This window comes from Streptococcus mitis, assembly GCF_946190285.1.
In the GTDB taxonomy this organism is placed as follows: domain Bacteria; phylum Bacillota; class Bacilli; order Lactobacillales; family Streptococcaceae; genus Streptococcus; species Streptococcus mitis_CP.
Map to the genome: position 1 here is coordinate 232794 of NZ_CAMHZX010000002.1, position 19889 is coordinate 252682.

The following is a 19889-nucleotide window of genomic DNA, read 5'->3' on the forward strand; positions in this document are numbered from 1 at the left end:
TAGCGCTTAGATTGTTCTAGGCGTTTTTTTGCGCTCACCTATTACCCCACATTTGCTAAGTGTTCTATGGCTTTTTGCCTTACTCGATATACCGAGGCTGGAGATACACCTATTTCCTCAGCAACTTGCCAAGCGTCAAGAATATTCAAGTAGAACAGCCTGAGAACAGAACGCTCAAGCGGATTGGCCAGCTTATCGATCAGCCTAGATATTTCCATTCTCTCTTCAGTAAGTCGCTCAATTCTCTGTAAAGTGTCCTCTTTTAGTTTTAGAACGCTTATAAGGTTATTCTCTGCTGTATTTACCCTGCTTGTTTGTACTCTAGTAGTGCACAGTTCTTGCTTTTTGATAATACCACTTTCTAAAGCTGCAAGCTCCAAATATAAGCCTTCTATTTCTTTATTGATCCACTTAACGCCCTCTAGTTTTTCTTTTACCTGCTCTGGTGTCATGCCTTGGTCTCCTGTGTGATATAATATTATTGAGATTATAGCTGAGGCGGAGCGCCTTGGCTTTTTTCGTTTTCTCTATGTTCGCTCTTAGTTCAAGCCTATTCTCCATTCCATTTGATAGGCAATTAAGGGACGTTTTTATCTCTCTTATCTCCTTGTCATTCTGCAAGGAGTAAATCCGAAATAAGAGGGCTAAAAACTCCGCTTATCTGCTTGTCATTTCTCAGGGAGTTAAGGGGGGGTATTGCTCTTATCTGCTTGATAAATGATAGGGGAATATAGCCACTTTCTCGGCGTTCGCTCGGAGTTCAACACACATAACCCTACCATTTGTCAGGCATATTTACTGCCACTACCTCACCAAAACCTCACCATTGAAAAACTTCGATACCTTACCAAAACCTTACCGTTCTATGGTTCTAAAAAAGTAGCTATACCTTAGGGTAATCTTAGGGTTCTATCACTGGAAAAAAGCCCTGTACCTTGCTAAAACCTTGCTATTTTGAAGTATGTGACCTTAGCCTAATCTTAGCCTATTTTTAATATTTTTAAATACACAACCTTGTACTAACCTTGTACTTTTTATATATGTAACCTCACCCTTACCTCACCCTTTTTTTGGAACGCTCTGCTTACTTAAACCCTTGATATATCTAGCTTTTTTAACATTCAAACCGTCTAATATGTAATATTTGTTCGTTTTGTAAATTACACACTACTTCATATTGTCTCACAATCTCGAACCATTCAGCCAAAATCTATCCCCTTTTTCAATATACTTCAAAAACTTCTTATAGTGCTTATGATACCTGTCACGCTTCATATACCTTGGTCTTTCAGGGAAACCATCAAACATATATCTACCACGTCTAGGACTCCACCCTGGTTCTACCTTTCTGGCTTCTTTTAGTGCAAGCTCCCAGTAGTATTGGCAATCCGTTTTACTACGGTTCAGAGTGCTCTTGTGGATATCTAGACAAGTACCGCAACTAAAATACAAATACCGTTTATAAAGCAACCTGCACCGTCTACCACAATCAGGGCAAAGAAAGAAATATCGATTACCTCCCTTAGTTCCTGCTATTCTGTCTAATTCAAATGACTCTCCACCAAAATCAATCTCTAAATTATCCAAATCAATCTCCAAACGTTGACCGTCCAACTCGGCTATACCCTTAGTTATTCCTTTCATCTTCATTGGTTTAGTGATTGTTTCTATTGCTAACCGCCTCATTATTTCCCCCTATATGGAAAAACCCAAATCTATTGCCTAAATGTCAAAAAGGGATTGCTCCCCTTCCTGTGTTTTATTGGCCAGAATAACCAGCAAGGCCTTTATATTCGCCCTCTACGTCCAACTTTTGGAGTAGGTTAATACTTTCATCGCCCAGCATTTCCAACGTTCCAAAAGCGGTCATTGAGTCCATAGGGATAGGCTTATCAGAAAGCAAGCGATCAGCGTAGTCTAATAGTTCTAGCTCGTAGTCTGTGACCTTATTCAGCAAACTCTCAAAGTCCTCTGACTCTTTGAGTTGAAGCACGCGCTCCTGTTTGTAACGTTCTTCAAATGCTTCATCGTTAACTGGTTGGTTGTAATAGTCTTTGAAACTGTCACAAATACGCTTAAAGGTCTTGTTTTGTTTGTTATCCTCCACATACTCAGCGACAAGCGTTCCCTTATCTTTGTAAGTCAATGAGATTGTAGGCTGGCAATATGTTCCAGTCATATATCCCAGTAGCGCGTGACCTGCTACCAGAGCGGTCGCCTGATCACAAAAATAGTAAGTGAAAGTGAATGTTTTTGCTTTATCTGAAAATGTTTTTAATGTCATGTTGTTTTTCCTCTTTCTGTTTTAAGGGTGTCACTAGTAGTTACACCATTGCAAGGGGGTCGGTACTATCTACCCCATTTTGTTATCTGTATAATACTAGCAAACCAGCAATCGCACCCATACCATCACTATCTCCTACGGTTGCGGTTGAATGTTTTACATCAATTACCTGCACGGTCGCCATAAAATCATTTACTTCCTGTTCAAAATTTTCTAGTGATTGTTGCCATTCGTAATAAAAAAATAGTTTAATTTTCATGTTTTTTACTCCTTTTGTACTTAATTGATTTTTCTGTCCCCTTTTTTATACGCTTCTTACAAATTTTATACACTTGTTTTTAAAAGTGTATAAAAAATAAAGTCAGTAATGCCAAGGGTTTTGCTATTGTTTTATACACTTTATACGCTTTATACATTAAAATAAAAACATATATAGGGATAATAGGGACCCCATTTTTAAAACATAATATAAGGAAATTTTTTTATTTCCGTGTTTTTCGTATAAAGTGTATAAAACCCTTGATATGACAACGTTTTTAAGTGTATAAAATTTTTGCCCTACTGTGTAAAGTGTATAAAATTCTTATTTTCTTTTCCTTCTCTTTTTGTACTCTGGCCAATGGTTGTAATACCCGCGTTCATTCTTTGGCTTTTTCTGCTTTTCGGGTGTTGCCCTACCATTAGCATAGGCTACGCTTGCAAACGGCGGTAGGTCTTCTTTAGGATAAAAACCTTTATGGATCTGTTGCCCTGCAGGGATAACCTTCTGGCCAACTGCGAAACCTTCAGGCAGGTTGCTTTTGATTTCTCGATGTAAGCCCATTTCTGACCTGTTTTCTTTAATACCATAGTATTCTAGGAAACCTTTCCAAACGTGATAGACAAAACTATTAGGAATAAACTCACTTGTCAATTCATCAGTAAAAAACTTAGAAACAAAATCAATAACGGGGTTCATGTCCTTATGGTGTTCTTCAAGTATTTCAATAGACTTCGTAGGGTTAATGTCAGCGATTGGTGTTTCAATAGCCAACTTAACCAGGTACTCCAGCACTTCTTTGCGGTTAATGTAATCGTCTTTGATAGCCTTGTTAGGATTACCTTTGAATATTTTGGTAAAAGGTAAAATTCTAAATCGCCTATCAATAGCTGATTTATCCCCGTTCATTCTTGGTAAACCATTAGAAGATTGTACTACCGTCATATTAAGGCGTATGCTATAAGGGCGTTTCCCTTTGTCCTCTATGGTCATTATGTCGCCTGTTGCTAAGCTAAACATATCTGAAGTGTCTCTAATTACTGCGTCCTTTTGTACATCATCACCGATTACAAGCGACTTTCCCAATAATATAGACGTTGAAAATTGACTTTTTGTTAAACCAGTGATCTTCAAACTTGCCACATTTTCCATACCAACTAGGTTTATAAGTAACTGCTGAAAAGTTCCTTTTCCTGTTCCGCCTTCACCGAAAAACCAAAAGATTTTTTGCAATGACTGCCCTGTTATGCTTGCTTTTATAATTTGGATAGCAAGGTTATAAAGTTCCTCGTCACCGTCAAACAACTCTAAAAGCCAAGCTGTCGGCTTCCAGCCGTTAATTATAGGCTCTTCTGCTCCAGGGCTATAACCTGTTTTTATCTTTCTTGTTGCTGTAATCTCTGGTGTCGTTTCTTCAAAAATGCCTGTCTTAGCATTGTATAGCTGTTTCCCAATTACAGTATAATTGCCTTGGATTTCCCTCATTTGGCTTTGTCTTGCTATTTTATAAAGCGTATCAAATGCCTGTTTTTCTGTTGTGTTTGGATAAATGACAGAAATAAGATCTTGCAAAAATTCATTATCCTCTAACCAGATACCAAAATCAGGATTATAGAAATATAATGGGGCTTTTTGCCCTTGTGCCTCTGGCTTAATTCTAATAAATCGGACGTACTTTTTTAACATAATAGCAACTCCCAGCGGATTAGTTGGTAAGGCCTTACTGCTCTTTTCCTCGCCTTTCTGCTGGGCTAGTTCTTCATGCTGGGCCTCGGTCAACCTGCCTGCCTTTACATTTTCAAGGTGTTTGCTGTCTGCCATAACTTCTTCATAAGCTTGCTGATAAGCCTTGTCCTTGATTTCTTGACACTCTTTGATAAGCTGTCCCCTAACACCTTTGAAAGTCTTAAAGTGCTTATCCTCGCTTTCACGCGCCTCTAAGATTTCACTTTCTAGGTTTCCTAATTCTTCTAGTTCTATGGTTCTATCCTCTCTTTCTATATTCAGCCCGTGCTATACTGCTAAAAGTGCGGTCTAGCTCTTCAATAGGCAATGGTTCAACTGTCACGCTATTAGCTATCTTTGTCAGCTCGTAGGCGGTCTCTAGGTCACAATCAACCCACTTATTAAAGAGTAAACCTACAAAGCGTGTCAGTGCCACGTTTCGTCCTCCCTCGTCTCCAAAGCCATTAAAAAGTGTGTCAATGACCCTCATAGTCATTGACCTCTGGCCGCTTGCTCTAGGCTTGTAAAGCTCAGTAGTTCTTTGCTTCGCTCTTGGTTCAACCTTGGGGACTGGATAATCTAGGCCATGCTCTACAATCTTTTGATAACTTGCTGGGTCGCCTGTTGTTACTGGTAGCCCTTGGAGTTGTGACCAGGTTAGACTGGCCATGTCAAAGGGTAGCCCAATCTTATCAGCAATCTCTTTCACTACCTGCTTATAGATTACCTCGTTCATCACGTTGTCAGGCTTCACTACAAGGCGAAAACGGGGCTTTTCTAAGCTATGTTTAATAGTCGGGTATAAGATATAGGAGTAGCCAAATAAAGCGCTAGAAATGGCTTTTATAAAGCTCTCAGACGTCCCCTGTATATCGTCATAATCAAGGAAAATCAAATCCCGATAGATTAGACTGGAGTTGTTTCGCTTGTAACTGCCATTCTTTTCTGGTGTCACTTTCCCACTGATACAGTAAGGCGCTTGTGTACGTTTAAATTCTTCAATGTTTGCCCCTTCAGGGACTACCAAAGGTTTAAAGCGTTCAATGTACTGGAACGGCTCAATCTTATCAAATGGATGGACAAGATTATTTTGAAATCCTTTAGCCTCGTAAATTGCCATGCTCCACCCCCAGAAACTTCATCAAGTCAGAAATTCTATAATAGATTTTCCTAGTATCTTCTAGTGGGGGCTGGTATCGCCTTAGCCCTGCTTTTTCCCATTTTTGGAGTGTCATATATTTTATATCTAACTCGTCCATGACTTCCTGGGCTGAGATTAAACCTGTCAGTCGTGGTTTGACTGTATCACGCGCTTCAAGGTATCTTTCCACTACCTCCAGAATGCCATGAGTCAGGTCATGCTCACTTTCTCGGCTTAGGCTAAACATATCCACCCACCTCCTTCAAGGTTTCTTTGTAACTCTCTAAATCAGCATTTAAAAGGACAGTTAGGCGTTTCTGTTCTTCCTGTACTTGGTTATAGAATGCCTTTGCTCCGTCCAGTAACTCCTCTTTGTTAGCAGGGATAAAATATCCTCTAAATGTCCCATGGCGAACCCCAACAATAGGAACGCTATGGCGCGTGATTAAACGGCTGATAATATCTTGCACGGTTCTTTCTGCTAGCTTAGTGATCAGGCTGATTTCTGCCCCTGTTATGGAGTTCTCAGCCCCTACCTTGATTAGTCTTAATACTCGTTTATCATTCTCTGATAGACTCATTCAGTTCCTCCTCTCCTTTGCTTTTATTCAAAAAGGTTATTTGTCCGCTTGCTACCCCTTGCAAAATAGCTTTTTGATTTTCTATGATTGTATCCAAGGTTTTACAAACAACTTCTTTAGTTTCTTTGTCTAAAAGTTGAGATGTTAGCACTCCTCTGGCTACTGCTATTCTGATTGTGTTATTCAAGCACGTTGCTAGAAAAATCTCTCTGGTAAAATAGGTTTCGTCTGGTATTTTTTCAATATCGGGGTATAAATTCATTGTGTAACTCATTTCATCCCTCCGTAAACTCTTACCCCTGCAAGCTGGATATATCGCCCATAATCAGGGTTTAAATCCTCGCTAGGTGTTTCTATCGTCTGTTGGTTTTCTCGCTCAATTTTGGCGCTTTTTTTACGGTCTCGGTGGTTTAAATAAAGCAATAAGCCAATCAATACCACCATACAGATTACCGACTGTGTATTGGTCAAATCTAATTCATTCATGTTATGCCCTCGCCTTATAGTTCTTGATAAATTCCGCTTGTTTAGGTTGTTCCATATTCAGCAAGTCGTCTTCGGCTTGTGCCATTTCTTTAATATCTTTAGTCATGGTATGCCTCCAGCTCTTTAGCGTCGTCATTGTTCAAAAGCAAAAAGGCTATTTCATTTAGACGATCGTATAGCTTTTCATTCTGGGCGTATGCTGTATCAGTGTATTTTTTAGCAAGCCATAAGAACGTGGTTGTATCTTTCTGTAGTGCAAACTCAAGCCCTTCAAGAGCTAGGTTATTCATTTCTAAAACATTCATGATGTCGGTTAATTCGTTCCCTAATTCTGCTAGTTTCTTAGCTGATAATAGAACTTGTTGGCTTGATGTTGCTTTTTTTGTTGTCATGTTTTTTACCTATGTTTCTATGTTGTGTAATTGCCCTAAGGGCTTTTTAATGCTTTTTTACTATACTGGATATCCTCACACTCAAGATTGCCGTCGGAGAATGTGGGGATTTTGAATGGTTGTTTCTTATACAGTTTTTCTTGCCTACAGCCTCATGCTCTCGGTCGCCAAATTTCTGAGCGTGGGGCTTTTTGAGTTGTTTCTTATAGACGATATCCTCACGCTCAGACTCGCCAAAGTTTGAGAGCGTGAAAAAGTACCAGTTTAAAGAGTTGGCGCTCTCCGTATGGTCAAATTGCCCTAAATATGCTATAATCTAGGTATAAATCTTACTAAAACCTCTTTGATAATAGCTTGCCTGCTTTGTTAAATTCGTTTTAGTGTTAGTGTGAAAGGCTTTGCGGTGTGGTTATTGCTAAGCCTTTTTTGTTGCAATCACGCGCTTCTTTGGCGTGTTTTTTTATTTCTAAATGCCATGGCTTTGATTTCCTGATAACTCATATTCAAGCCAATCATGGCTATTACCATATCCTCAAATGCTTGGTATTGCTCCAGCTCGTCACTTGTCAAGCTATCAATGCCATTGTAGCCCCCACGTTCTTCCCTTAACTGCTTAGCGTTCCTGTCGGTTACTGCTTTTAGTAGCAGGTTGTTCATGGTGCTATGCGCGTGCTTTGGTGCTTGTTCCCAGTTCTCAATGCTGTCATGCAAGGTTTTTCTTTTTGGCTTTTCTAGCGCCCTCTGCATACGGAACTTAGAAAGTTCATCACGCATTTCAAAGAATGCTTTGACTAGGTTGGTTTTGAAGTTGGCCACTTGCTCGGTGTTCTTCAAGAATGTGATCAGCAATGTTGCTTGTTGCTCATTCAAAATATAATCTTTTGCCTGTTGTCCACTTTGTAAAGGTCGCATTTTAAATGACACCTTTCCAAATTGCTCCAGTCGTCCAATTTGTTTTCTAATGTGTTCCTGTATTGCGTGGTGTTTTATTCCAGCGCATTCAGCTATGATTGCACTCGTAGTATACGGCTCTTTTTTACCGTCCATATAGACTAGTTCCATCGGTTTGCTCCTTTCTAAATAAGTTCGTTTTTTTTCGTACTTTTTCCTAAAAAAATAAGATCAGGGGAAATATTATAAAGTGAAGTTAATTCTCTTAGTAAATCAACAGGAATTTTAGTACTATCTTTTTCGTACTTTGCGATAGTTTGAAAACTTCTATTGATTTTTGAACCAACTTCACGTAACGTATAACCAGCAGAAACTCGCGCTCCTTTTAAAGTAATCTGTTTCATTAAAAAAATCCTTTCTAAAATTCTAATTGAATTGTACTATTATTTTCGTACTTTGTCAATAATTAAATTAAAAAATATTATTATTTTCGTACTTTTTTCTATTTTATTGTGTTACAATGAAGTTAGGAAATTTAGGAGGAGGTAAATATACATGGCAAAAAATAGCCCTCAAGATATTAAAAATAGACTCTATTTCTCTGCTAGATTAAATAGACTTATGAAAGAACAAGGTAAAAGACAAATTGACTTACATAATGATTTAGGTATTCCAAAAAGTACGCTAACAGGTTATGTCAAAGGTAGATCAATGCCAAATACTGAAAACCTCCAAAAAATTGCTGACTATTTTAAAGTAGAGGTCTCAGATATTGACCCCCGTTTTTTTGTTCATGATTCAGAGGTTATTTTAAAGAGTGAGCAGCCTGTTATTGATTTTGTTACAATGTTTGAGTCTTTATCAGAAAGAAAACAAAAGAAATTATTTAAAGGTGTTATAAAAGATTTAGAGCATGATAATTTACCTCATGATTTTTTAAAAGAACCCTCTGACCTCGTTACTCATTTAGGTTCGCAGTTAGATGAACTACTGAGAGCGAAGAAAGAGCGAGAAATGCTTGAAAAAGAAAATAAAATGCTTGAGGAAGAAATTAGAATTTTAAAAATTTCTAATGAATACACCTTAATAGACCCTAAAGATACTGAAGCTATTAAGGATTTTAGAAATAGTCATTCAGAAGAAGATATTATTAAAGTTGAAGAATTACTTAATAAAAAAAAGCAACCATAGCAAAACAGGATGGCCGAAAAAGTCGATTATGCGATCTATAGCATACCCACGCGCCACAACGTTCAACAATCCTGAAGCGCGTGGATTCTCGGGCTTCGCTCAAGCTTCAAGCCTATATAAGCCCCATATCTACTAATTTTGTTGATGTCAACAAATGTCAACCACTTACAATATTTTAGAAAGGATCTCATGAACGAATTACAATTCTTAATCTATACCGCTGACAACGATAGCGAGACAGCTAGTGTCATCATCAAAGGCGAAACGATTTGGGCTAGTCAGAAAGAAATGGCTAGACTTTTTGACGTCGGTGTTCCTGCAATCAGTAAACACCTAAAAAATATCTTTGAAGAGGGCGAATTAGAAGAAAAAGCAACTATTTCCAAAATGGAAACAGTTCAAATAGAGGGTAGTCGTGAAGTTGTCCGCCAAGTTGATTTCTATAACCTTGACGCCATCATTTCAGTTGGTTACCGTGTCAATTCCCAAAAAGCTACGAGATTTAGACAGTGGGCTACTTCGGTACTTCGTGAGTACATGATAAAAGGGTTCGCCATGGATGACAACCGTCTGAAACAAGGCGAAAACTTGCTGGAAAAAGACTATTTCCGTGAGCTCTTGGAGCGCGTGCGCTCTATCCGAGCTAGTGAGCGTCGTATATGGTTACAGATTACAGATATTTTTGCTGAAATCTCTATCGACTATGACCCACAAAGTACGTTGACTAAGCAATTCTATGCTGATGTACAGAATAAGTTTCATTATGCAATCACTGGCCAAACTGCTGCGGAAATCATCTACACGAAAGCTGACCACACAAAAGACAACATGGGACTTACAACGTGGAAAAACTCCCCTAACGGTCGCATACTGCAAGCAGATACCCAAATAGCAAAGAATTACCTTTCAGAAACAGAAATCCGTTCCCTTGAAAGAGGAATATCTAGCTATTTTGATTACCTGGAAAGACAGATAGAACAGCGAAAAGCTCAGACAATGCAACAACTAGCCCAAAGCATTGACCGCTTTTTGACTTTCCAAGAATACGATATTTTAGAAGGTCATGGAAAAATCACTTCCAAGGTTGCGAAAGATAAAGCAAAAGCAGAATACCAACTATTCAACAAAACTCAAAAGATAAACTCGGACTTTGAAAAAACTTTAAAACAGCTAACTGACGATAAAAAACTTTAAATACAAGCCTGTTTACTATAAACAAGCCCATATTAACCCCATATCCGCCTTGCTTCCAACTCTGGTATTATTTACCGACTGACTCTCTAAAATCGAAAATAAGGGGGTTCTCGTAGCCCCTAGCATGATATAAAACCTTTTTGATAATAGCTTGCCTGCTGATGTATTTTAGAAAGGTTTATCATCATGAAAATAACTGAAGTTATAAAAAAAGACGGTAGTAAAGTTTACCGTGCTAATGTATATCTAGGAGTTGACCAGGTAACAGGAAAGAAAGTCAAAACCAAGGTAACAGGTCGGACACAAAAGGAATTAAAACAGAAAGCCAATCAAGAAAAAATAGCTTTTCAAAAAGCAGGATCTACTAGACAAAAGGCTAGCACCATAAAAAACTATCAAGAATTAGCCAATCTCTGGTTAGAAAGTTATAAGAATACGGTTAAGCCAAACACTCAAGGCAATGTTAGAAAGTTAATTGATAATCATATATTGCCTATTTTTGGGGCTTACAAGCTCGATAAGCTCACTACTCCACTTATCCAGTCCATTATCAACAAACTTGCTGACAAGACTAATAGAGGGGAAAAAGGGGCTTTTCTACATTATGACAAGATACACGCTTTAAACAAACGTATCTTACAGTATGGCGTAACCATGCAAGCTATACCGTCCAATCCTGCGCGTGATGTGGTTTTACCTCGTAACACTCAGAAAGCAAAGCGGAAAAAAGTAAAGCACTTTGAAAATCAAGAACTAAAAAAATTTCTTGGTTATCTCGATAATTTAGATACTCATAGATACCGTTATTACTATGAGACGACACTCTATAAGTTCCTATTGGCTACTGGTTGCCGTATCAATGAGGCTCTAGCACTTAGCTGGTCTGATATTGACTTAGATAATGCCGTTGTGCATATTACCAAAACACTAAATCGGGATTTAGAAATCAATAGCCCAAAATCTAAGGCTAGTTATCGGGATATAGATATAGATCAAGCTACTGTTAGCATGCTAAAGCAGTACAAACTACGCCAAACTAAAGAGGCTTGGAAGATAGGGCAACGTGAAAGTGTAGTATTTTCTGATTTCATTCATGAGTATCCTAGCAGTTCAAGACTTAAAAGAAGATTGCAAACACATTTTAAGCGTGCTGATGTTCCTAGCATTGGCTTTCATGGATTCCGTCACACTCACGCTAGTTTATTGCTTAACTCTGGTATTCCTTACAAAGAACTCCAGTACCGCCTAGGTCATTCCACCTTATCAATGACCATGGATATATACAGCCACCTATCAAAAGAGAACGCAAAAAAAGCAGTATCATTCTACGAAACTGCACTAAAAGCACTATAGGGGGAGCAAAAAGGGGAGCAAATTTAAAAATCAACATTTCAAGACAAAGTAAAAATCCAATAGCAACAGGATTTTTGTTAGATTTATTTTGAAAAAGGCCGATTTTGTAGTATAATAGTACGGTGTGAAAAAATCTGAAAAATGAGAAAGGATAAGGGATATGAAACAAGTTTTTCTCTCTACAACAACTGAATTTAAAGAGATCGATACGCTTGAACCGGGTACTTGGATCAATCTCGTCAATCCGACTCAAAATGAATCTCTCGAAATCGCTAACGCCTTCGATATTGATATTGCCGACCTCCGAGCACCGCTCGATGCGGAAGAAATGTCTCGTATTACCATTGAAGACGAGTACACCCTGATTATCGTTGACGTGCCGGTCACAGAAGAAAGAAATAATCGCACCTACTACGTAACCATCCCGCTTGGTATTATCATCACCGAGGAGACCATTATCACTACTTGTTTGGAACCATTACCGGTCCTCGATGTCTTTATCAACCGTCGATTGCGTAATTTCTACACCTTCATGCGTTCGCGTTTTATCTTCCAGATTCTCTATCGCAATGCAGAACTTTACCTAACAGCCCTTCGTTCGATTGACCGTAAGAGTGAACAAATCGAAAGTCAACTGCATCAATCAACTCGTAATGAAGAATTGATTGAGCTCATGGAATTGGAAAAAACCATCGTCTATTTCAAGGCCTCCCTCAAAACAAATGAGCGCGTGATTAAGAAATTAACCAGCTCAACCAGCAATATCAAGAAATACCTTGAAGACGAAGACCTGCTTGAAGACACCCTGATTGAAACCCAACAGGCCATCGAGATGGCAGACATTTATGGAAACGTCTTGCATTCTATGACGGAGACCTTTGCCTCTATCATTTCCAACAACCAGAACAACATCATGAAAACCTTGGCCCTTGTGACCATCGTCATGTCCATCCCAACCATGGTCTTTTCTGCCTACGGGATGAACTTTAAGGATAATGAAATCCCCCTAAACGGCGAGCCGAATGCCTTCTGGTTAATCGTCTTTATCGCTTTTGCTATGAGTGTCTCGCTCACTCTCTATCTCATCCATAAAAAATGGTTCTAAGAGGAGTTCCTATGTCTCAGATTGATCTACAAAAATTAACAAAGAAAAACCAAGAGTTTGTCCACATCGCTACCCAACAATTCATCAAAGATGGGAAAACAGACGCTGAAATCAAGGCTATTTTTGAGGAAGTTATTCCCCAAATCCTTGAGAAGCAAGCCAAGGGTACGACTGCTCGTTCCCTCTATGGCGCACCGACCCACTGGGCTCATAGTTTCACTGTCAAGGAACAATATGACAAAGAGCATCCAAAGGAAAATGATGATCCAAAACTCATGATTATGGATTCAGCCCTTTTCATCACTAGCCTCTTTGCCCTCGTCAGCGCCCTCACAACCTTCTTCTCAGCAGATCAAGCTTTCGGCTATGGATTGATTACCCTCCTCTTAGTTGGACTGGTTGGTGGATTTGCCTTCTACTTGATGTACTACTTTGTTTACCAATACTATGGACCAGATATGGACCGCAGTCAACGTCCACCTTTCTGGAAATCTGTACTAGTTATCCTAGCTTCTATGTTCCTTTGGTTGCTTGTCTTCTTTGCAACAAGCTTCCTACCAGCTAACCTTAACCCAGTACTTGCTCCATTGCCACTAGCTATTATCGGAGCAATTCTCCTAGCCCTTCGCTTCTATCTCAAAAAACGCTTGAACATCCGCAGCGCAAGTGCAGGACCAACACGTTATTAAGAGAATGATAAAAGCAACTGCAGATGCGGTTGCTTTTTACTACTTTCTTGATTTAAAAGCATTCTTCTGACATCCCACATAGCTTTCTCTTATCTTTTGTGATAAAATAGGCTCAATCTATTTCTAGGAGGATGAGATATGGTTTCTACTATTGGTATTGTTAGTTTATCTAGTGGCATTATCGGAGAAGACTTTGTCAAACACGAAGTGGATTTGGGTGTCCAACGTCTCAAGGATCTGGGACTCAATCCTATCTTTTTGCCCCATTCGTTAAAAGGCTTAGACTTTATCAAGAATCATCCTGAAGCCCGTGCGGAGGATTTGATGCAGGCCTTTTCGGACGATAGCATCGACATGATCCTATGTGCCATCGGTGGGGATGATACCTATCGTTTGTTGCCCTACCTTTTTGAAAATGACCAACTAGAAAAAGCTATCAAACAAAAGATTTTTCTTGGCTTCTCAGATACAACCATGAACCATCTCATGTTGCATAAACTAGGTGTTAAAACTTTTTATGGTCAATCCTTTTTAGCAGACATTTGTGAATTGGACAAGGAGATGTTGCCCTATAGCTTTCACTACTTTAAAGAATTGATTGAGACGGGAAGAATCTCAGAAATCCGCCCCAGTGACGTTTGGTATGAGGAACGAACTGATTTTAGTCCCAAGGTTCTGGGGTCACCTCGTGTCAGTCAGAAAAATACTGGTTTTGAGTTGTTGCAAGGAAATGCCCAGTTCGAAGGGGAAATCCTCGGTGGTTGTCTCGAATCTCTCTACGATATCTTTGACAACTCTCGATACGCAGACAGCACGGAGCTCTGCCAAGAATACAAACTTTTCCCTGACTTGTCAGACTGGGAAGGAAAAATCCTCTTGCTAGAAACAAGCGAAGAAAAGCCTGAGCCAGACGACTTCAAAAAGATGTTGCAGACTTTAAAGGACACTGGCATATTCGAGGTTATCAGTGGACTCTTGATCGGGAAACCTATGGATGAAACTTTCTATGACGACTATAAAGACGCACTATTGGATATCATTGATAGCAACATCCCGATTGTCTATAATTTGAATGTCGGCCACGCAACTCCAAGAGCTATTGTTCCCTTTGGCGTTCACGCCTATGTAAATGCAGAGGAGCAAGTCATTCGCTTTGACTATAACAAATAAAGCTGGGAAGAATTTCTCAGCTTTTTTCTATATTCTCAAATATTCTAGTTACCTGTACTCACTAATAACCGCTTTTCCACGCACAATCATTCTCGTGGTCGTCAATCAGGCCCGCTGCTTGTAGAAAAGACAAGACAGCGACTGGGCCTGTGAACTTGAAACCTCTTTTTTTGAGATCTTTGGCTAATTTCTCAGACAAGGGTGTTTTAGCTGGGGCTTGGCGGTAATCGGGAACATCGTTCACAATCGTTTTCCCCTCAACAAAAGACCAAAGATAGGCATCCAAAGAGCCGTACTCTTCCTGTAGTCGTAAAAAGGCTTGGGCGTTAACGCGTGTAGCAAAAATCTTGGCTCTATTGCGAATGATGGCTGGATTCTCCAACAAGGCTTCCAACTCGGTGTCGGTCATGTCTGCCACCGCTTGAATTTGATAGCCATGAAAGGCTTCTCGGAAAGCTTGGCGTTTGTTGAGCACCGTTTCCCAAGACAGGCCTGCCTGATAGGTTTCCATGCACAACAACTCAAACAATGCTTGGTCATCATAGAGGGGCTGGCCCCACTCCTCATCATGATAGGAGATATAGAGAGGATTGGTCATCTTGACCCACGAACAACGTTTTGTCATGTTCTGCTCCTATTTGACCAACATTTTAAGGGCCGACTTGATATAGTTCTCAGCTGTATCTGTCGTTCCTTCAAAGAATTTCTTGATTTTCTTGAGCTCAGTTGCCTTGTAGCCCAGTGCCAACATGGCTTCCATAGCTTCTTCCAGTTCTTGATTTTCAGCACTGGCTTGGACTGCCACCTTGGCAAGAAGATCATCTCCTGCAACTACTACCTTACCTTCCAAGTCCAACACCATCTGTTGGGCTGTTTTCTTGCCAATTTTAGGGAATTTAGTCAAGTAGGTGATGTTCTTGGTTTCGATGGCTTGAACCAGGCCAGCATTGTCATCGGCAGCGATAATAGCAAGAGCTGATACAGGACCAATCCCAGAGACCGAAATCAGACTAAGAAAGAGCTTTTTCTCATCCTCTGAGCGAAATCCATAAAGCAAATGGGCGTCCTCACGCACAACCTGATGCACATAAGTTTGAGCTTCCTGATTAACCTGACCTGAATAGGCATAGGGATTGGCTACATGCAGGATATAACCGATACCGTTGACTTCAAGAACAATGTATTTAGCAGTGATTTTGGTAATGATTCCTTTTAAATATTCGTACATAGTTTTCCTTTTAGTTTAATATTTCCCCAACTCACGGAGACTGGTATGGTTTTCCTGAATGCGTCGGAACATCTTTTCCATATCCGACTTGGTGAAATGCACCAAAACAGGACGTCCGTGGGGACAGTTATAGGGATTGTCACATTGAGAAAGCTGATAGAGGAGCTGTCTGGCCGAATGATCATCGATACGATGGTTGGCCTTGATAGACCGTTTGCAGGACATCATGATAGCCAGCTCTGCTCGGTATTTCTTGATAGAAACTTCCTTGGTCAAAAGGAGCATGTCGCACATTTCATAGATACCTGACTCAATCTCCTCCTCTGCCATCCAAATAGGATGTTCACGCAGAATAAATTGATTTTCTCCGTACTCTGCTAGAAAGACACCCACTTCCTCCAAAAGAGGCATTCTTTCCTTGAGACGAAGAGCATCATCCGCAGGAAATTCAAAGATGTAGGGCACTAGCAATTGCTGCTGGCTCTGATCAACATCGCCAATGCTTTCACGATACTCCTCGTACTTGACCCGTTCCTGAGCCGCGTGCTGGTCTATGATGTAGAGCCCATCTCGCCCCTGGGCAAAGAGATAAGTCCCGTGCATCTGGCCGAAAAATTCCAACTCTGGGAAGCTGGATGATTCTTCTCGCTCCAGCTTATCATAAGCCTTATCAAGACTAGCTAGATCTAACTCTGGATGGTCTAGTTGGTCATAGTTAGCAGGCTTTCTCTCTGCAAAATGCAATTTTGCTGGCTTGGCCAATTGATCCAAGGTTTCCTTGGCAAATAAAGTCAAATCCTGTCCTTCATCAGTCAATTCTACCTGATAATCAGCCACCTCAGCTCGACTGGGTCTTGACGACTCAGTTTTCTCATAGTAGAGCGTATTTTCTTTGAGTGGGAGAATGGTCTGCTCCACCTTCTCACGATTGCGCACGGTCGATTTGGCAAGATTTTCCAAGGCATCTGGTATCAAGGTTTGTTCCTTGAGACTGTTTGCAATAGCTTCTGAAACCAGCGTCATCAGTTCTTTTTCCTTGGAAATCCGCACCTCTTGCTTGGTCGGATGCACATTGACATCTGCTAGATAAGGGTCGATATGGATGTGAATGACAGCCAGTGGAAAACGTCCCACCATAAGCTTGCTACCGTAACCATCCAAAATAGCACGATTGAGTAGGAAGTTCTTGATATAACGGCCATTGATGAAGAGGCTGATATAGTTGCGATTAGCCCGAGTTAACTCAGGCAAGGATACAAAACCTGAAATTTCGAAATCTAGGTCAGAGTTCTCAATTTCAATCATCTTCTTGGCACTCGCCAAACCGTAAATCCCTGCGATAGCTTGGCGCAGTTGACCAGTCCCTGCTGTACGCGTCATTTCCTTGCCATCGCTAATCAAGCTAAAAGAAATCTCAGGATGGGCCAAGCCCAAACGGTTAACAATATCAATAATATGAGACAACTCCGCTTGCTGGCTCTTCATATACTTGAGACGGGCAGGCGTGTTGAAAAAGAGGTCCTCCACACAAACCTTGGTTCCCACAGGACTAGTCGCTGGGATGACTTCCTCAACTTCACCCCCACGCGCGACGAGCTTGGTTCCATGACTTGCACCATCCATCGCCGTCAAAAGGGTCAAAACACTAACAGAAGCGATAGAAGGCAAGGCTTCACCACGAAAACCAAGCGTCCGAATCCGAAAGAGATCTGCTTGATTTTTTATCTTACTGGTTGCATGGCGACGCAGGGCCAGATCCACTTCATCGTGGGCAATTCCATGACCATTATCTGTGATTTGAATCTTCTTGAGACCAGCTTCCTCAATCTCAATGATAATCTGACTAGAGCCAGCATCAATAGCATTTTCTACCAGCTCCTTAACAACGCTAGCTGGACGCTCGATAACCTCTCCAGCAGCAATTTGGTTTGCCAGAATCTCTGGTAATTCAATAATATGAGACATCTTTCAGCCCCTTTCTGTATCTGTTTTCCTAGAAATTGATTAGTGCTATTATACCATATTTCAGAAAGGACAGAAAAGCAAGCGCCATATAGAAGCCAAATCCCTCCACATAGACAAAGTCCCTTGCCAGGTGTCGTAAAATAGTGTTTAATAAAGGTGTACAAGAAGTGATCACAATTTTGTATGAAAAACAAGGAGAGAAATTTATGAAAGTAGAACTACAAATTAGTGAAACTTACGAGGAGGAAAAATTGATTGTCCAAGCACCTCAAAAAACCGAAAAAGTCCAAAAAGTTATCGAATTTGCAGAAAATCTGGACCAAAGAGAAAAAATCAAAGGGAAGATCGATGATCAGGTCTATCTAGTTGAGATTGGCAAGATTCAGCGCTTCTATATCGAGAATCGGAAGGTTCTGGCAGAAACGGCAAGTCAGACCTACACCATTGATTTACGACTCTATCAGGTTCTTGAACTCTTGCCAAGCAATTTTATCCAAATTTCCCAATCAGAAATCATCAATATCGACTCCATCTCTCATCTCAAGCTCACACCCAACGGTCTGGTAGAAATCTTTCTAAAAAACGAAAGCTTCACCTACTCTTCACGCCGTTACCTAAAAACCATCAAGGAGAAATTAGAACTATGAAAAAACAAATCTTTCACGACGCAGCGACTGGTGTTCTCATCGGCCTCATCCTCTCTATCATCTTTTCACTCATTTATGCACCGAGTACTTATGCCCCACTAAATCCCTACTCTCTCATTGGCCAAGCGATGATTCAACATCAGGTTCACGGTGCCCTGGTCTTGCTCTACTGCACACTTATCTGGGCAGCTATCGGTATGCTCTTCAACTTTGGCAACCGCTTATTCAGCCGTGACTGGAGCATGCTCCGTGCCACTCTGACTCATTTCTTCCTTATGCTGGCTGGCTTTGTCCCACTAGCAACTCTGGCTGGTTGGTTCCCCTTCCACTGGATCTTTTATCTCCAACTCATTATCGAGTTTGCGATTGTCTACCTCATCATTTGGGCTATTCTCTATAAAAGAGAAGCTAGAAAAGTAGACCACATCAATCAACTCTTGGAGCATAGAAAGTAAAAGTTCTGATAAAACTGCTTGGAATAATAAAAAAGCCAAGCCTAAGCTCAACTTTCCAACTCATACAAATCCGCAATAATTGCAGCCAAACGTTTGATATCTCCCAGCATGCCTCGCATTTCAAAGTCAGCCAATACAGGAAAACCAAAACGTTGACTGTATTGCTTGGCTGTCAGGCAGTATTGGTTATTAAAGTTACGATTTCCTGAACCAACCACGCCAAAACACTTACTAGCATTGTCGCCATAGGCGATAAAATCCCCAACAGGTGTCGTCAAAATCTCAACATCTCCGTTATCCACGCCATTCCCACCTTCGAGGTAGGTCGGCAAAAAAGTGACATAGGGATGGTCCATTTCATAAAAATCTTGGCCTTCCTTGACCAAATCCTTGATATGAATCTTTTGAACCTCAATTCCCTCGTACTGGGACAAGAGATAGTCTTTCAGGCGGGTCACAAAACTCTCAGTATTCCCACTCAGACTGATATAAACTAAAGAAATTGTCTTCATATGTACCTCCATGATTTTATTTTTAATCGAAAAAGAACTACCAAGATTGTATCTTGATAGTTCTTTTTTGTCAATACTTAGGCAAGATCTTCTGTTTCCTCTTCTTCAGCCAAGGCTTTCTGTTGACGCCAAATCTTATAGAAAACAAGGGCTAGGAAAAGAACATTGATGACGATAGAGAGAATGCTAACGGCTTGTGAAATAACACTTATCCCTAAACGCATGGTTTCATCGTGAACTAACTGCACAGCATCCTGTAAACCAACATAGCCATAAATCGAACCAATAATGGCTAGCAAAACATAGCCGACATAAGTATAGTTTGCATATTGCAAATTCTTACGAATAAGGAAGACAATCGCTACTACCACTAAAATAGCAGATAGCACAATCAAGGCCATATTAAAAATAGAATGAGTTGATTCTGCTACTCTATAGGTGTAATTAAGCTGGTCTTCTAATTGCTGAGCACTGACCCCTGCAACTTGTTTCTGAGCGGCACGAAGGGCTTCTTTGCTAGGCAAGGGACTCAACATTCCAAACAGAGACATAGCTGAAATAAGAGCAGACAAGATTAGCAAGACCCATAGATAAATCGGTTTCTTTTTCATAATAGAACCT

26 protein-coding genes are annotated in these 19889 nt (G+C 40.3%); 8 read left to right on the forward strand and 18 right to left on the reverse strand.

Features of this window, described 5'->3' with window-relative positions:
- Window positions 1-41: 41 nt before the first annotated feature.
- The 13 genes from N8L39_RS04725 to N8L39_RS04785 form a co-directional block, all read right to left on the reverse strand.
- The gene (locus N8L39_RS04725; RefSeq protein WP_261010159.1) at window positions 42-452 is read right to left on the reverse strand and encodes a DUF1492 domain-containing protein; all 411 of its coding nucleotides are present in this window, start codon (window positions 450-452) and stop codon (window positions 42-44) included.
- Between the two features lie 730 nt (window positions 453-1182).
- Window positions 1183-1686 carry a hypothetical protein gene (locus tag N8L39_RS04730; protein ID WP_261010158.1) on the reverse strand — a complete coding sequence of 168 codons (504 nt, stop codon included), beginning with the start codon at window positions 1684-1686 and terminating at the stop codon, window positions 1183-1185.
- A gap of 73 nt (window positions 1687-1759) precedes the next feature.
- Window positions 1760-2284, reverse strand: coding sequence for a hypothetical protein (locus tag N8L39_RS04735; RefSeq protein WP_261010157.1), 525 nt, complete (start codon window positions 2282-2284; stop codon window positions 1760-1762).
- 82 nt (window positions 2285-2366) lie between these two features.
- Window positions 2367-2543, reverse strand: coding sequence for a hypothetical protein (locus N8L39_RS04740; protein WP_261010156.1), 177 nt, complete (start codon window positions 2541-2543; stop codon window positions 2367-2369).
- A gap of 324 nt (window positions 2544-2867) precedes the next feature.
- Window positions 2868-4364, reverse strand: a complete 1497-nt coding sequence (locus tag N8L39_RS04745; RefSeq protein WP_261010155.1) for a phage/plasmid primase, P4 family — start codon at window positions 4362-4364, stop codon at window positions 2868-2870.
- A 163-nt stretch (window positions 4365-4527) separates the two neighbouring features.
- On the reverse strand, window positions 4528-5388 hold the full coding sequence (locus N8L39_RS04750; protein ID WP_261010154.1) for a primase alpha helix C-terminal domain-containing protein: 861 nt from the start codon (window positions 5386-5388) through the stop codon (window positions 4528-4530).
- Complete coding sequence (locus tag N8L39_RS04755) at window positions 5369-5656, reverse strand: XRE family transcriptional regulator (RefSeq protein WP_261010153.1); 288 nt, start codon at window positions 5654-5656, stop codon at window positions 5369-5371. Before N8L39_RS04755 ends, N8L39_RS04750 begins: the two co-directional genes overlap by 20 nt.
- The gene (locus tag N8L39_RS04760) at window positions 5649-5990 is read right to left on the reverse strand and encodes a hypothetical protein (protein WP_000058832.1); all 342 of its coding nucleotides are present in this window, start codon (window positions 5988-5990) and stop codon (window positions 5649-5651) included. Before N8L39_RS04760 ends, N8L39_RS04755 begins: the two co-directional genes overlap by 8 nt.
- Window positions 5971-6264 carry a hypothetical protein gene (locus N8L39_RS04765; RefSeq protein WP_261010152.1) on the reverse strand — a complete coding sequence of 98 codons (294 nt, stop codon included), beginning with the start codon at window positions 6262-6264 and terminating at the stop codon, window positions 5971-5973. The genes N8L39_RS04760 and N8L39_RS04765 overlap by 20 nt, the downstream gene beginning before the upstream one ends.
- Window positions 6261-6476 (reverse strand): hypothetical protein, encoded by a 216-nt coding sequence (locus N8L39_RS04770; RefSeq protein WP_261010151.1) that lies wholly within the window; start codon window positions 6474-6476, stop codon window positions 6261-6263. Before N8L39_RS04770 ends, N8L39_RS04765 begins: the two co-directional genes overlap by 4 nt.
- A 98-nt stretch (window positions 6477-6574) precedes the next feature.
- Window positions 6575-6868 (reverse strand): hypothetical protein, encoded by a 294-nt coding sequence (locus N8L39_RS04775; protein ID WP_025170800.1) that lies wholly within the window; start codon window positions 6866-6868, stop codon window positions 6575-6577.
- 435 nt (window positions 6869-7303) lie between these two features.
- Window positions 7304-7930, reverse strand: a complete 627-nt coding sequence (locus N8L39_RS04780) for a Rha family transcriptional regulator (protein ID WP_000424674.1) — start codon at window positions 7928-7930, stop codon at window positions 7304-7306.
- Between the two features lie 14 nt (window positions 7931-7944).
- A complete protein-coding gene (locus tag N8L39_RS04785; protein ID WP_261010150.1) occupies window positions 7945-8163 on the reverse strand; it encodes a helix-turn-helix domain-containing protein in 219 nt (72 codons plus the stop codon).
- 151 nt (window positions 8164-8314) lie between these two features.
- Between N8L39_RS04785 and N8L39_RS04790 the strand changes: the two genes are divergently transcribed.
- From N8L39_RS04790 to N8L39_RS04815, 6 genes are all read left to right on the forward strand, one after another.
- Window positions 8315-8950 carry a helix-turn-helix domain-containing protein gene (locus tag N8L39_RS04790; protein WP_001107582.1) on the forward strand — a complete coding sequence of 212 codons (636 nt, stop codon included), beginning with the start codon at window positions 8315-8317 and terminating at the stop codon, window positions 8948-8950.
- 189 nt (window positions 8951-9139) lie between these two features.
- Window positions 9140-10144, forward strand: coding sequence for a virulence RhuM family protein (locus N8L39_RS04795; RefSeq protein ID WP_057487976.1), 1005 nt, complete (start codon window positions 9140-9142; stop codon window positions 10142-10144).
- Between the two features lie 186 nt (window positions 10145-10330).
- Window positions 10331-11497, forward strand: coding sequence for a tyrosine-type recombinase/integrase (locus N8L39_RS04800; RefSeq protein ID WP_261010149.1), 1167 nt, complete (start codon window positions 10331-10333; stop codon window positions 11495-11497).
- A 160-nt stretch (window positions 11498-11657) separates the two neighbouring features.
- A complete protein-coding gene (locus N8L39_RS04805; protein WP_000815623.1) occupies window positions 11658-12602 on the forward strand; it encodes a magnesium transporter CorA family protein in 945 nt (314 codons plus the stop codon).
- Window positions 12603-12613: 11 nt separating this feature from the next.
- The gene (locus N8L39_RS04810; RefSeq protein ID WP_261010148.1) at window positions 12614-13291 is read left to right on the forward strand and encodes a DUF1129 domain-containing protein; all 678 of its coding nucleotides are present in this window, start codon (window positions 12614-12616) and stop codon (window positions 13289-13291) included.
- A gap of 138 nt (window positions 13292-13429) precedes the next feature.
- The gene (locus N8L39_RS04815) at window positions 13430-14461 is read left to right on the forward strand and encodes a S66 family peptidase (protein WP_261010147.1); all 1032 of its coding nucleotides are present in this window, start codon (window positions 13430-13432) and stop codon (window positions 14459-14461) included.
- A 61-nt stretch (window positions 14462-14522) separates the two neighbouring features.
- Here the strand turns inward: N8L39_RS04815 and N8L39_RS04820 are convergent, their stop codons facing one another.
- From N8L39_RS04820 to mutL, 3 genes are read right to left on the reverse strand one after another with little or no spacing between them, the layout of a single operon-like run.
- Window positions 14523-15086, reverse strand: coding sequence for a DNA-3-methyladenine glycosylase I (locus N8L39_RS04820; protein ID WP_261010146.1), 564 nt, complete (start codon window positions 15084-15086; stop codon window positions 14523-14525).
- A gap of 9 nt (window positions 15087-15095) precedes the next feature.
- Window positions 15096-15689: a Holliday junction branch migration protein RuvA gene (gene ruvA, locus N8L39_RS04825; RefSeq protein WP_261010145.1), complete on the reverse strand. Its 594-nt coding sequence runs from the start codon at window positions 15687-15689 to the stop codon at window positions 15096-15098.
- Between the two features lie 15 nt (window positions 15690-15704).
- Window positions 15705-17654, reverse strand: coding sequence for a DNA mismatch repair endonuclease MutL (gene mutL, locus N8L39_RS04830; RefSeq protein WP_261010144.1), 1950 nt, complete (start codon window positions 17652-17654; stop codon window positions 15705-15707).
- Between the two features lie 206 nt (window positions 17655-17860).
- Between mutL and N8L39_RS04835 the strand changes: the two genes are divergently transcribed.
- Window positions 17861-18301 (forward strand): LytTR family DNA-binding domain-containing protein, encoded by a 441-nt coding sequence (locus tag N8L39_RS04835; protein WP_261010143.1) that lies wholly within the window; start codon window positions 17861-17863, stop codon window positions 18299-18301.
- The gene (locus N8L39_RS04840; RefSeq protein WP_261010142.1) at window positions 18298-18756 is read left to right on the forward strand and encodes a DUF3021 domain-containing protein; all 459 of its coding nucleotides are present in this window, start codon (window positions 18298-18300) and stop codon (window positions 18754-18756) included. The genes N8L39_RS04835 and N8L39_RS04840 overlap by 4 nt, the downstream gene beginning before the upstream one ends.
- Before the next feature lie 47 nt (window positions 18757-18803).
- Here N8L39_RS04840 and nrdI read toward each other — a convergent pair whose 3' ends face one another.
- Window positions 18804-19268, reverse strand: a complete 465-nt coding sequence (gene nrdI / locus N8L39_RS04845; RefSeq protein ID WP_261010141.1) for a class Ib ribonucleoside-diphosphate reductase assembly flavoprotein NrdI — start codon at window positions 19266-19268, stop codon at window positions 18804-18806.
- Window positions 19269-19345: 77 nt separating this feature from the next.
- Window positions 19346-19879, reverse strand: a complete 534-nt coding sequence (locus tag N8L39_RS04850) for an ABC transporter permease (protein WP_261010140.1) — start codon at window positions 19877-19879, stop codon at window positions 19346-19348.
- Between the last annotated feature and the right edge of the window lie 10 nt (window positions 19880-19889).